12 protein-coding genes are annotated in these 13,060 nt (G+C 40.8%); 9 read left to right on the top strand and 3 right to left on the bottom strand.

Annotation, left to right across the window (positions count from 1 at the left end; translation table 11 throughout):
• Window positions 1-538: 538 nt before the first annotated feature.
• The 3 genes from FZC79_RS16585 to FZC79_RS16575 all read left to right on the top strand — a co-directional run bounded on the left by FZC79_RS16585 (window position 539) and on the right by FZC79_RS16575 (window position 4,490).
• The gene (locus FZC79_RS16585; protein ID WP_148947875.1) at window positions 539-1,381 is read left to right on the top strand and encodes an STAS domain-containing protein; all 843 of its coding nucleotides are present in this window, start codon (window positions 539-541) and stop codon (window positions 1,379-1,381) included.
• A gap of 490 nt (window positions 1,382-1,871) precedes the next feature.
• Window positions 1,872-3,056 (top strand): MFS transporter, encoded by a 1,185-nt coding sequence (locus FZC79_RS16580; RefSeq protein WP_148947940.1) that lies wholly within the window; start codon window positions 1,872-1,874, stop codon window positions 3,054-3,056.
• A 573-nt stretch (window positions 3,057-3,629) separates the two neighbouring features.
• Window positions 3,630-4,490 carry a CvfB family protein gene (locus tag FZC79_RS16575; RefSeq protein ID WP_148947874.1) on the top strand — a complete coding sequence of 287 codons (861 nt, stop codon included), beginning with the start codon at window positions 3,630-3,632 and terminating at the stop codon, window positions 4,488-4,490.
• A gap of 345 nt (window positions 4,491-4,835) precedes the next feature.
• Here the strand turns inward: FZC79_RS16575 and FZC79_RS16570 are convergent, their stop codons facing one another.
• Window positions 4,836-6,059 (bottom strand): MFS transporter, encoded by a 1,224-nt coding sequence (locus FZC79_RS16570; RefSeq protein WP_148947873.1) that lies wholly within the window; start codon window positions 6,057-6,059, stop codon window positions 4,836-4,838.
• A 339-nt stretch (window positions 6,060-6,398) separates the two neighbouring features.
• Here FZC79_RS16570 and FZC79_RS16565 point away from each other — a divergent pair, with 339 nt between their 5' ends.
• Together FZC79_RS16565 and katA are read left to right on the top strand one after the other, a co-directional pair.
• Window positions 6,399-6,503, top strand: coding sequence for a YjcZ family sporulation protein (locus FZC79_RS16565; RefSeq protein WP_148947872.1), 105 nt, complete (start codon window positions 6,399-6,401; stop codon window positions 6,501-6,503).
• 1,205 nt (window positions 6,504-7,708) lie between these two features.
• Window positions 7,709-9,163, top strand: coding sequence for a catalase KatA (gene katA / locus FZC79_RS16560; RefSeq protein ID WP_187442831.1), 1,455 nt, complete (start codon window positions 7,709-7,711; stop codon window positions 9,161-9,163).
• A gap of 77 nt (window positions 9,164-9,240) precedes the next feature.
• Here the strand turns inward: katA and FZC79_RS16555 are convergent, their stop codons facing one another.
• Entirely contained in the window at window positions 9,241-9,426 is a 186-nt protein-coding gene (locus FZC79_RS16555; RefSeq protein ID WP_148947870.1) for a hypothetical protein, read from the bottom strand.
• Between the two features lie 160 nt (window positions 9,427-9,586).
• Entirely contained in the window at window positions 9,587-10,111 is a 525-nt protein-coding gene (gene msrA / locus FZC79_RS16550; RefSeq protein ID WP_148947869.1) for a peptide-methionine (S)-S-oxide reductase MsrA, read from the bottom strand.
• Between the two features lie 199 nt (window positions 10,112-10,310).
• Between msrA and FZC79_RS16545 the strand changes: the two genes are divergently transcribed.
• From FZC79_RS16545 to FZC79_RS16530, 4 genes are all read left to right on the top strand, one after another.
• The gene (locus FZC79_RS16545) at window positions 10,311-10,970 is read left to right on the top strand and encodes a class I SAM-dependent DNA methyltransferase (RefSeq protein WP_252183371.1); all 660 of its coding nucleotides are present in this window, start codon (window positions 10,311-10,313) and stop codon (window positions 10,968-10,970) included.
• 100 nt (window positions 10,971-11,070) lie between these two features.
• On the top strand, window positions 11,071-11,982 hold the full coding sequence (locus FZC79_RS16540) for an NAD(P)/FAD-dependent oxidoreductase (RefSeq protein WP_148947867.1): 912 nt from the start codon (window positions 11,071-11,073) through the stop codon (window positions 11,980-11,982).
• A 73-nt stretch (window positions 11,983-12,055) separates the two neighbouring features.
• Window positions 12,056-12,397, top strand: a complete 342-nt coding sequence (locus tag FZC79_RS16535) for a PadR family transcriptional regulator (protein WP_148938374.1) — start codon at window positions 12,056-12,058, stop codon at window positions 12,395-12,397.
• Complete coding sequence (locus tag FZC79_RS16530; protein ID WP_148947866.1) at window positions 12,384-13,019, top strand: HAAS signaling domain-containing protein; 636 nt, start codon at window positions 12,384-12,386, stop codon at window positions 13,017-13,019. The genes FZC79_RS16535 and FZC79_RS16530 overlap by 14 nt, the downstream gene beginning before the upstream one ends.
• The last annotated feature ends 41 nt before the right edge of the window (window positions 13,020-13,060 follow it).

Here is a 13,060-nt window from a genome sequence, read left to right as displayed (position 1 = left end):
AAATTCAACGTGCGTTTTTATTGATTTAACAGCATTTAGGGCAATTTAAATTCTTAGTTTTTCTTATTGGCTGTTTTCGAATAAATGGTTACTTTCGGATATCCCCAAATAGTAGGATTTTCTCTCGAATCAGGGAGTGCTCTTTTCTCTTCACTATTAACAGATTATTGGAGCGTTTTACGGTCATATTTTTTGTAAGAAATATCAAATAGCAACAAAGTTTACGAAAAGAGCCTTCTTATTCGATAAGCAGTGAGTCCAGGGCATGAATAAATTGGCGCTATCTAACGTAAATAGTAGTAATTAGAGAAAGGCTTAACAGCCTTCCTGAATAAGAATAAGAGTGATTTTGCATTTACCCTTCACTGAAATCCTCACCCTGCTGTGTAAAAAATTCAGCAATTATCAGACTTTGGTTAATTAACAGAAGCTCACTTCGAACATTATTATTTGAATCCTCGTGCAAACTTAATATACAATTTAATAGAGAACGAATTGTAATTAAATTGTTAACGAGAAAGGCAAAGAGGGTGTATTAATGTCCAACGAAAGAGTTTACGAAGAATTCTGCAGCCTGATACTTGAGAAAAGCAGTGAACTTGCTCATGAGGTTACAGAGATCCAAACAAAGAAGTATCCAGAAATGCAGTCCATATCAAATGACTTGCTCTCAATGCGGGAGGAATTGGTCAGCTTATTCGCCAAGTCTTTTGTGATGAGTGATGAAGATCGCAAGAAAAACTTCAAAGCATGGGGAAAGAAAGCGGGAACCCAATGCGCTACTTTAAATGCCAGTCTTGAGGAAATGTTGAATGAATTTCCTGAATATCGTACTATTTTGGGTGACTTGCTGAAAATGCATGCGAAAAAAAATGACCTGACGATCGACGGCTTCTACAATATGTTAAATATTCTTGAGACGGATATTGGAGATGTTACTTGTTATTTCAGCCTGCCATTCGTCGATTATCAAGCAGATCAATTAAGAAATTCAAAAGAAGCATTATTCGAGTTATCTGTTCCAGTTATTCCGATTTCAGATGAGATAGCGGTGCTGCCGCTCGTAGGGGATATCGATACAGGCAGGGCAAAATTGATGCTGGAAAAAGCACTCGAGAAGAGCGCGAAACTGAAAGTCAAATATTTTATCCTGGATCTATCAGGTGTTCCCATTATTGATACGTATGTGGCACAAATCATTTTCCAGCTGATTGATTCATTAGAATTAATCGGGGTAGAAGCAAAAGTGACCGGAATGACTCCGGATATAGTCCAAACAGTGGTGAATCTCGGGATTGACTTTAAAAAGATCCAAACTTACTCCAGTTTGAAACAGGCAATCAATACAATAAACGGTAGTGAAACTCAAAGGACTGTGTGACGGGGAAACCTGTCACCAGTTTTTTTTATGTCTTAACACTCAAAATTTTCTCTATCACTAAAACCTCTTCTTTGGCTAAATCGCTCACTAAAATGGTTAGTTTCAATTTTGATTGAACCTGATTTTAAGGGTCTTTTTAGTTGGTGTTGTGTTTTAAACCTAATTAATCTTACTGCTCTTTAAGCAAGAGCAATGGAGTTCCGTCTATTTGTTAGGAACAGTTGACCTTTTTTTGTAAAGCTGTTTTTCATGATGCTTTACAAGGTATTTCTGCTCAATTATAGTTATTGATTTTGAAATTTATATAGAATAGCAGCAAAGTTTATGAAAAGAGCCTTGTCAAAACAACATGTTATTATTTTCTATTCATCATAATTAAGATATACTTGAAAGGTTGACTATCAAAGATTGAAGACTTTTAAACTTTTGACAGGAGTTGAATCTAGTGGGGCAAACTCTAAGCAAAGAAGAAACAAGGCGAACGGCCACTATGTATGGAGTCCTGCTGGCAATCAGTTCTGGCCATTTTATCAATGATACATTGCAGGCCGTTGTTCCTGCCATGTTTCCAATTGTAGAAAGATCACTAGGGTTGAGTTACACACAAATTGGCTGGATTGCTTTTGCTTTAAATATGACTTCTTCCCTTCTTCAGCCTGTGTTTGGATATTATGCCGATATCAAATCCCGTCCTTTTCTGCTTCCTCTTGGCATGGTGTCGAGTCTCTTAGGATTAATCGGATTTGCTTTATCTAACAATTTCATTTTTCTCCTATTATCCGTGTTGTTCATTGGATTCGGATCTGCCATATTTCACCCAGAAGGATCACGGGTAGCCTACCTGGCAGCCGGTAATAAAAGAGGACTGGCACAGTCCATCTATCAGGTAGGGGGAAATACAGGCCAGTCACTGGCTCCCATTATAACTGCCTTCATTTTTGTGCCTTTAGGCCAAGAAGGTGCCTTGTTGTTCACCTTGGCGGCAGGAATCGGCATCATTGTGCTCGTCCGGGTGTCTCAATGGTATAAGAAAAGGCTGGCTGGCGAAGACGTGTTTAGCAAGAAAAGACAGAATCAGAAGAAGAAAGCCTATAATGGGATACATAAAAAAATTAAGATAGCCATGCTTCTGGTTGTCTTCCTTGTATTCGCAAGATCATGGTATGGTGCAGGGATATCGAATTACTATCAATTTTATCTGATAGAAGATTATGGGCTTACCATAAGGGAGGCGCAGCTGTATATCTTCACCTTTATGTTTGCTGGAGTATTGGGAACGTTCTTCGGAGGACCTCTGGCAGACAAGTTTGGCAAGAGAAACATCATTTTTCTGTCAATGCTTGGCTCTGCACCATTGACACTCCTTTTACCGTACTTGCCGTTGGACGTTGTTATACCGGTCTTTTTCCTGATTGGATTCATCCTTTCCTCAAGCTTCAGTGTTACTGTTGTTTATGCACAGGAACTGCTTCCTCAGAAGATAGGCATGGTATCAGGATTGACGGTCGGACTGGCCTTTGGAATGGGCGCAGTAGGGTCTGTCCTATTCGGCAGCCTGGCTGATTTATACAGTATCCGCTTTGTCATGATTCTCTGCAGCTTTCTCCCGCTTGTTGGAGTGTTGACGTGGCTCCTGCCTAAAGATAAAGAAATACGGAACTACCATGCCATGTAAAAGGAAATCCCTTAAAACTCTGCGCGGCAGGAAGTTGTGAAAGAAGAGGAACATCTATTTAGTCTGTGGAAAAAAATGTTGTATCGATAGGGCTCTTTGTATGAAAAAGTTCAGCCTCTTGGAACCGGACGTATACATTGAGGATAATGATGTCAGCTTTTTTATTATAGATGGTGGCGGCCGTGCCTTCATCGGAGTTTTTGGTATATTTTTTTCAGTGAAATTTTTATGCTGTTTTATAAAAATCAAAAACTATCATCCCATAATTGTGCAGAACACCTGTTAAACGAGAAAGGAAAAGCTGCTCTCCCTGTTTATAGAGAACACTCCAGTTTTAAAGGGGAAATGGCACTTTGGGATATTTCTGAAAGCAGCAAGGTATGAGAAAACAGTCTTTGATAATGAGTGACTATGCTTTTCATTTAGAGTGTTTCATGAGGCTGGGTATCAATCCACATCGATTGAAACGAATAGAAACGGAGCTAAGTGCTTTTTATCTGCAAAAACAGAGTTAGGTAAAAACCATTGGGTAAAGATAAAAGTAAAGAACAGGTTATATAGGAGGAATAGGTAATGTTCAGAGAATTGGAAGCTGGAACAGTCCAGGTTTTAACGGTAGATAGAGAAGTTGATTTTGGGTATTTTTTGACAAATGGAGAGGAAGATGTTCTGCTTCATCATAGTCAGGTTGATGGAGAAATTGAAGTGGAGGATGAAGTGAAAGTTTTTCTCTTTCATGACAAAGAAGTCAGGCTGACTGCTACAATGCATATACCTAAGATACAAATCGGCTCTTATGGCTGGACAGAAGTAGTGGACGTTAATTCGGGACTGGGAGTATTTGTGAATATCGGCTTGATGAAGGATATCCTTGTATCATCCGATGATCTTCCCATCTACGAGGATTTATGGCCTGCGCCGGGAGATCAGCTTTATTTGTCACTGAAACCAGACAAAAACGGACGATTATATGGAAAGTTGGCAACTGAAAATATTATCGGGCAAATCGCAAGGCGGGCATCACAAGAAATGTTGAAAGCAACTGTAAAAGGGCGCGTGTACCGTCTGCTGAAAGTAGGGACGTTCTTTCTTACTGAGCAGGGATACCGCTGCTTTGTCCACGAAAACGAAAGAAGAGAAGAGCCGAGACTGGGTGAATTGGTTGAAGGCCGTGTTATAGATGTTAAAGATGATGGCAGCCTCAATGTTTCCTTCCTTCCATTGAAACAAGATAAAATGGGCGAAGATGCAGACATCATCACAGACTATATGGACAGCAGAGGCGGCTCGATGCCTTTATGGGATAAAAGCCTGCCTGAAGAAATCAAGGAAAAGCTGGGTTTGAGTAAAGCTTCTTTTAAAAGAGCGATGGGTAAGCTGATGAAAGAAGGAAGGGTCTACCAGGAAGAAGGATGGACCTATTATAAAAAGTAATAAGAGTATGCGCAGGGGCGAAAAGCCTTTGCGCCATTTTTAGATTCAGTTTGATAATAAGTTTTGACGTTTCTAATCTTTTTCTTCATTTGTTCCGTTAGCCGAGAGCTGATGAGATAAGTCTGGCTGTAAGAATGGAAGCGGTCCAATGAGCAGGTTATTGTGGGCCAGTTTGCGGCCTAATGAGAAAAGAAAATAGAGAGGAAGATGCCCGCAAGAGGGAAATGCGGCCCAACGAGAAGAGAAATAGAGAGTATGATGGTCCGTACCGGTCATTTACACAGGCTCTATTGGATTCTAGGCAAATTATAAAAAAGAAGCCAAATCAATGGCTTCTTTTCTCATTCAATCATTCTTTAATGCAGACAATGCTGCCTTTGAATCTTGCCGTTTCACTTTTTTTATAGGCAGCAGCGTCCCGATCAGCGCTATAGCAGCAGACCCATAAAGCACGGCTTCAAATCCACTCAGTGCCACATAAGACAGGATTCCAAAGACAAGCAGGTCAAGTGCAGAATCAACAATCGAGAGCAGAGAAATCGTCGTTGCCCTGATGCCTGAAGGAATAAGGTCGTTGCTGAGCTGAGAGTATATAGGATATCGGATCGCCCTGACATACCTTAAAAGGAAGAAAGCACCGAGTACGACCCAAAGCGTCTCGGACAGCAGGGCAGAGATCAGCAATCCTGCCACAGCGAAAAGACCGGTCGCATGCATAAGAATAATCCTTGAGAACTTTCCAGTCAGCCATCCAATCGAATTGGATGCGAAGAAACCTAGTAAAGCGGAACAAGCATACATAACACCCAGCAAATAAACGGGAAGTCCGGCATCCGTCATCAGCGGCTGATCAAAGTACCCATAGACTGCCCCTGCTGGAATAAATACCAGTGTGACATTCAGGAACATTATCAAAAGCTGCGGTGCCTTCCGAATTACAGTCAATCCTTGTTTAACTTGAGAAAAAGGATTCTCCCTATACGAAGTTTCAGTCTTAGGATTTTTGACGGTCATGACAAAAATAATTTCGACTACATGAAAAGCCAGGGACAGCAGGATCAAAAACTGAAATTGGTCATCCTGGAGATCTTTCGCAAGATATGACCCAAAAAGAACGGCAAAGATAGAAGAAATGAATCCTGCAGACTGAATTTTTCCCATGGCCCTGTCCATGAAGTCATTTTCTTTACTCTCCTTTAGAGAATCATAGATGAGCGCTTCATCAGCACCAGAAAAGAATGTTACCGAAAATCCATTTAAAGCACTATAAAGAAAGAACATCCAAGGTTCATAAGCGAAGAGCAGCATGGCGATGCTCAAGAACTTCAAAATCGTCCCTGTTATGAAAGATGCTTTGGCTCCGAACCGGTCTGCGAAAATACCGGTCGGCACTTCTCCGAGCAGAACTGCTCCGCTCCAAAACATGAGTACAATCAGGATATCGGAAGAATTTAATCCTCTTTCCATATAAAAAAGAGTGATGACCGGCTGCAGAAAGCTGATGGTGCCAAAAAACTGAACCCAGAATAAAGCGCGGATATTATGTGATGCAATCGTTTGTTTTTTCAATTTAACATTCTCCTGTTTCTATTAAAAGTTTTTAAATAGAAGGCAGGAGTGTGCTGTTAATCAGTCCGGATTTTTTGGATAAAATGTCCGTTAAGTATCCGGGACAACCGTATGTTGACAGCAGAATTAACCGTTCACTCCTCCTTGGCGGGTTTGAACTGCAGTAAATGTTTTTGACATGTTTATTCCTCCTCTGATTTATCTGTATATATATTACCATAATGTAGTAATTATGGGGTGAGAATTTTTCCTTTATAGAAGGGTTTAGGGGCTAGCCCGCACCGATTATTCTCAACTGAATATGTTAAATACGAATCTATCTTTAAGGAGGTCATCCATTTGAGTAAAGGTCAAGGTGGTTATGCAGGAGGATTTGCATTGATCGTTGTGTTGTTCATTTTGTTAGTTGTCGTAGGTGCCGGTGCATACGGCGGAGGATATTAAAATAATATTGAAATGACTCGACAAATTGCCGGACATTGAAAAGTTATTAACAAAGAATAAGTCAACTTCACTTCCTATATTAGGAAGAAAAGTTGACTTTTTTGAAAGCAATAAATTAAATATGCTGCTCTCTTTACTTAATCAGCTTTAGAATCCTTTAATCTTTTGGAACATGTTCCTGTCGGGCTGGAAGGGTCCTTCTTCAACTAGTCGAGGGAAAGATGCTGATTCAGCGCAGTGACCGGTGGCACCTATAACTGTGATCAGTATTTCGGATAGTAATTAGAGGAAAAAAGTTCCCTTATTTTCTAAAAAACATTAAAAAAGCTAAAGATAGGGGAATAAATTTCCCTTATATAACCTAATACACTAGAAAAAATGTTCTGTTTCATCATATAAGGGAAAAAACTTCCTTTATTAATCCCAATATGAACTGGGATTTGCAGTTAAGGGAAAAAACTTCCTTTATTTTTTCCGCTTGGGACTTAATTAAGAAAATAACAGGCCGCTCTCGCTATTTTGTCTACTCTATCAGGTGCCCGTCCTGCGAAGCCGGGTACCTTGAACGAAAACCAACTCTCTTTCATAATACCCCAAGCGAAAAAGGTAAGATTCTGTGATTTTAAGTCTTCGTTGGACTTTTTCAGTGACCTGGTAAATTGCCGGGTCTTTTTAATTTCATTCTTCGTACATCTGATTGGGTCTGAGCATATCGCCCGCTGGTAGAGATCTTCATGTGAGAAAAATAGATTAACACATGCATGAATAAGCATTCTTTTTAAGGTACCGATTGATCCAAAATGATTGTTGTGCTTATGTTCGGGGGCCTTTATATCAAAACTTTACTTCTAAATAAAGTACAAACGTTCATATAGTCTATAAAAGGCTGTTTTATCATAAATTGCTGCTTTCGGAGAAATTTCAAGTGCTGGATTTTCCCTGTAATCGGAGTTTTTCTCTCTAAACAGGAAAATTAGCTCTTTTCTTAATTGTTTACCAGGATATTATCGATCGTTTATGGCATTATTTTCGCTTCATTTAAAATAGCAACAAAGATTACGAAAAGAGCCTAATTAAAAGGATGATTTCAGGTTAAAATCAATTTTTATTTATAATAATTATAAAAAAGTATTGATTTTAAATTGATTGATGTTATTATTAGATTGTAATCATTATCATCTATAAAAAACAAGAGGTGAATGAAATTGACAAACAATAAATTAACAACCAGCTGGGGCGCCCCTGTTGGTGATAACCAAAATTCTATGACGGCTGGTTCTCGCGGACCAACATTGATTCAAGATGTTCATTTGCTTGAGAAACTTGCGCATTTTAACCGGGAACGTGTACCTGAGCGTGTCGTTCATGCCAAAGGGACTGGAGCCCATGGGTACTTTGAAGTGACCAATGATCTTAGTAAGTACACGAAAGCAGCGTTTCTGTCTGAGAAAGGCAAGCAAACGCCGATGTTTATAAGATTTTCTACGGTAGCAGGTGAAAATGGCTCTGCCGATACTGTACGCGACCCTCGTGGATTCTCTGTTAAGTTTTATACAGAAGAGGGGAATTACGACCTGGTTGGTAATAATACGCCGATTTTTTTCATACGTGATGCAATTAAATTTCCAGATTTCATTCATACACAGAAACGCCATCCGCAGACTCATTTGAAGAACCCTAATGCAGTATGGGATTTCTGGTCACTTTCTCCTGAATCTCTTCACCAGGTTACATATTTGATGGGTGACCGCGGGATTCCGGCGACCCTTCGCCACATGAACGGCTACGGAAGCCATACCTTCAAATGGGTAAATAAAGAAGGTGAAGCAGTATGGGTGAAATATCACTTTAAATCCGAGCAGGGTGTAAAAAATATAACGAATGAAGTGGCGGCGAAAATAGCGGGGGCTAACCCTGATTATCACACGGAAGATTTATTCAACAGCATAGAGCAGGGAGATTTTCCTGCCTGGAAGCTGTATGTGCAGATTATGCCGCTTGAAGATGCAGACACGTACCGTTTTGACCCATTTGACGTAACCAAAGTGTGGTCTCATAAGGATTATCCATTAATCGAATTGGGGCGTATGGTCCTGAACCGAAATCCGGAAAACTATTTTGCCGAAGTGGAGCAGGCCACATTCTCACCAGGTACACTTGTACCAGGTATTGAAGTTTCACCTGATAAGATGCTGCAAGGAAGAATCTTTGCTTACAGCGATGCTCACCGTTATCGTGTAGGAGCAAATCATAACACCCTTCCCATCAACAGGCCGAAAAATGAAGTAAGAAACTATCAGCGTGACGGACAAATGCGCTATGACAGCAACGGAGGCAGTTCAGTATATTATGAACCGAACAGCGCAGGAGGCCCTCAGGAGTCACCACAAGATAACCAAACTGCATTCCCTGTCTCTGGGGTGGCAGAAAGCACTTCCTATGATCATAATGACCATTACACTCAAGCAGGTGACCTGTTCCGATTGATGAGCAGCGAAGAACAAGACCGCCTGATTGAAACAGTTGTCGGAGCGATGAGTCCTGTTGAAAGTGATGAAATCAAAATGAGGCAGATCGGGCATTTCTATAAGGCCGATCCTGAATATGGAAGAAGAGTTGCCGAAGGACTTCAGCTGCAAATACCACAAGAAGTAAAATAGATAAAAAACCATTCTCGTTTAATGACGGTATTCTCAATTGAAAGACCCTCGCGGTGAGCGGGGGTCTTTTCATAATTTTAAAGGTTGTCGTTTTGCTGTTTGATTTCTTCCCTGCCAATGATTTCATTGGCAAACTCGAGGTCCTGGTGCTCATTTACTGAGTCCCCTGGATAAGGTTCATTTACATCCAAGTAAGCACCATGACCTGCATAAGCACCCGCACGCTGATCTCCCTCTTTTTCAAACGGCTGATTTTTCTTCATTTGACATCACCCCTTGTTTTTTAGTATGACCCTCATTTTCTCTCTCAACTCAAGGTTTCTGGTCAGTAGAGAAGAGACAAGTTCGGAAGGCGTGTCAATGAAAACAGGAAAAGAGGGAGTAAGCCTGAGCTTCTCCCTCTTTTTTAAAAATATATAGATATTATTTCCAGTTCGACTCAATAAATTCATCTCGGCCGGACTGAGCGCGGTCTTCTTTATACTCTTTAGGATTCTTTTTGTAAAAATCCTGATGGTAATCTTCAGCAGGATAAAATGGTGCAGAAGGGAGGATTTTAGTAACAATCGGCTTCTTGAAGCGTCCGCTTTGTTCAACTTCTCTTTTTGATTCCTCTGCCATTTGACGCTGCTGCTCATTATGATAAAAGATGGCGGTGCGATAAGATTCTCCTCGATCTTGAAATTGTCCTCCGTCATCGGTAGGATCTATTTGCGGCCAATATAAATCAAGAAGCTGTTTGTATGGAAATAATGCAGGATCAAAGGTGATCTGAACAACCTCATAGTGACCGCTGTCTCCCCTTTTGACATCTTCATATGAAGGATCTATTACATGACCGCCGGAATAACCGGAAACGACTGCTTGTATTCCGGGAAGCTGGTCAAAAGGTTTCACCATACACCAGAAGCAGCCGCCTGCAAATGTTGCTATTTCAGTTTGTTTCATAGTAAGAGCACACTCCCAGAATTTATACTTTCGTCTATTAAAGTGGTAAACGATAAAAGAATTTTATCACCAATTATTTTTCCCGACAATAAAAAAATCTTGAGAAGCAGTATTTTTTTGAACTCGGCGATGTTTAAGTTCATTTTTAAAAGGTAAAAGTCATGGATGCTAATCAGCAATGAAGTTGGAGGGGTATGAAATGGATCAGACTTTAAAAGAGAAACTCGTAAAAAGTTATGATGCTGAAGCACACCGGCGGAATGAAGATGTAACACCAGAATGGAAAGATGCTGAAAGGGAAACTTTTCTTGGCTGGATGATTGAAGAGAAGACATCTTCTGTATTTGATTTAGGCGCAGGGCCTGGGAAGGACAGCCTGTTTTTTCAAGAGAATGGAATTCATCCTTTTGCCGTAGATATTTCCCCTGAAATGATCAGTCTCTGCAGAGAAAAAGAGGTACAGGCAGAGGTGCTGAGCTGTGATGAGGTAAATAAGCTTGGCAGGAAATTCGATGCTGTCTGGGCGATGAACTCTCTGCTGCATATTCAAAAGAAGGACATTGAAACCGTGCTCCGTGAGATTCATGACTTACTGAACGAGAGAGGTCTTTTTTATCTTGGTTTGTATGGAGGGGATAATAAGGAAGGAGTATGGGAAGATGATCATTATGAACCAAAGCGATTCTTCTCGTTCCATTCCTCAACAGCTATCCAGCAGCTTGTTGCCACATATTTTACAATCGAAAACGTTGTAGTGCTTCCTCCGCATACAGTGGGATCTCAGTTGGAGTTTCAATCGTTGATTCTAAGGAAAAAAGGAAGTATAGGGAAGAATAATATATCAGGACAAGCAAAATGATAACTATTGATTGGATGAGAGGCTGGCAGGAATAGGTTATTATCTGCTTTTGCAGCTGAGACTTGCGCTCAAGAATAAATGCAATGGAGGAGGAACTTTCGTGAAAAAAACATATGACTGCATCATCGTAGGAGGAGGAATCGCCGGACTTCAGGCAGCGATTCAGCTGGGGAGATATGAGCATGACATATTGGTTGTAGACTCCAATGACGGCCGTTCTGCCATTTGCAGGTCTTATCACAATCTTTTGGGCTGGCCGGAGGGAGTCAGCGGAGAACAACTCCGTGCACTGGGAAGACAGCAGGCAGAATCAGTTGGCGTCGAGTTCCAATCAGACCGCATAGTTACTGCCAGAAAAGATAAAGGGGAATTTATATTAGACGGAAAAGAGGGATATCACTATGTCGGCAGGAAACTTCTGCTGGCAACCGGAGTCATGGATAACATCTCGGATATTAAGAACCTTCTTCCGTGTCTAGGGCTGTCTGTCTATGTCTGTCCTGACTGCGACGGGTATGAAGTGAAGAATAAAAAAGTCGTGATACTGGGCTCAGGCGAAGCGGGTGCAGAGATGGCGCAGACCATTCAATATTGGACAGACAGAATCACTTTTATCAATCATGGCAGCAAGGAAGTAACTGATGCAACGAGAAAAAAGCTTGAAGAAAGGAATATAAGGTTAGTGGAAGGGGACATATCAGAAGCAATAGTAGAGGGAGATAGTGACTTTAAGGGCGTACTTCTTGATAACGGGGTGGAAATCACAGGTGAGAAAGGATTTATCGCTTTTGGAGGAAACAAGGTTCATACGGAACTAGCCCGGCAGCTTGGTGTGGAAATTCTGGATAATAAGCATATCAATACTAATGCCCGTTCTAAAGAGACAAATGTAGAGGATGTATGGGCAGCGGGAGATATTGTTGCACACTCCGAACAGGTTTCCACAGCAATGGGGGATGGATCAATCGCGGCAATCTGGATTCACAAGAAGCTTCTGTCGGAAAAAAATTAAAAAAATCACTTTACAAACCACAGGATATTTTTTAAGATAATACCATACCTCATAATTCTAGGTAGGTGAAGGAATGTTTAATCGGGAATTGGTAAAAGGAAGTACATCTCTGCTGCTTCTGCAGCTATTAAATGAAAAAGACATGTACGGCTATGAGCTTGTCAAAGAAATGGAGAAGCGGTCCGAAAACAACCTTCATGTGAAGGAAGGTACGTTGTATCCAGCTCTGCATAAGCTCGAGAAACAGGATTATATCGAGTTTTATTGGCAGGAGCAAGAAAAAGGGCCGGCAAGAAAGTACTATAGAATCACAGATGAAGGAAAAGAGATATTGAAAGAACGGACAAAGGAATGGAATCGTTTTGTTAAGATGATGAACAAGATGATGGGAAAGCCGGAACATGATTCAATCTAAAGAGAAATTCATTGTAGAACTGGATGCCCTTTTGGCTGCACATAAGGATAAAGAGGATGTTTTAGAGGAATATGAAGGACACATTCTGCATCTTCTGGAAGAGGCAAAGGATCTCGGAAGCGAGGAATTGACCGATCTGATTCATACCAGAATCGGTACACCAAAGGAAATAGCATCAATATGGAATGATGAATGGTCACTGACACCAGGAAGGACACAATGGCTTTTCGTATGTGCTAATATATTTTTATTTGCCGGCGGAAGTCTGCTGACGGTTCTTTATAATATCTATCCTTGGGAGTGGCTTCAGGACTTCTGGTTTAAATTGACCAGCATCCCTGCCATCATCATCGCGGTTTATATCGTATTTTGGGTACTGCTTGGTTATGAGATCGGGAAGGAATTCGGATCCAAAGGGAAGAGCCTTTTAATGAAAACCCTTATCATCGGCTTGATTCCCAATCTGATTCTTATGAATCTTGTCCTTTTTCATCTTATACCTCATGAATGGTTCGACCCGCTTTTGAGCTCACCTTTCATATTGAGTTGTATCGTTTTTACCATCCTATTACTGCCGATAAGCTGGGCAGGTTACAGATGGGGAAGAAGAGCCTCCATATAAAAATGCTCTTTTTTTTGAATAAGTACATAGAATTTCTATGT

Origin of the sequence: Rossellomorea vietnamensis, assembly GCF_008180615.1 — a bacterium.
Lineage (GTDB): Bacteria > Bacillota > Bacilli > Bacillales > Bacillaceae_B > Rossellomorea > Rossellomorea vietnamensis_D.
Note: the sequence above shows the minus strand (reverse complement) of the source record. Positions and strands in the feature narration are given on the sequence as shown.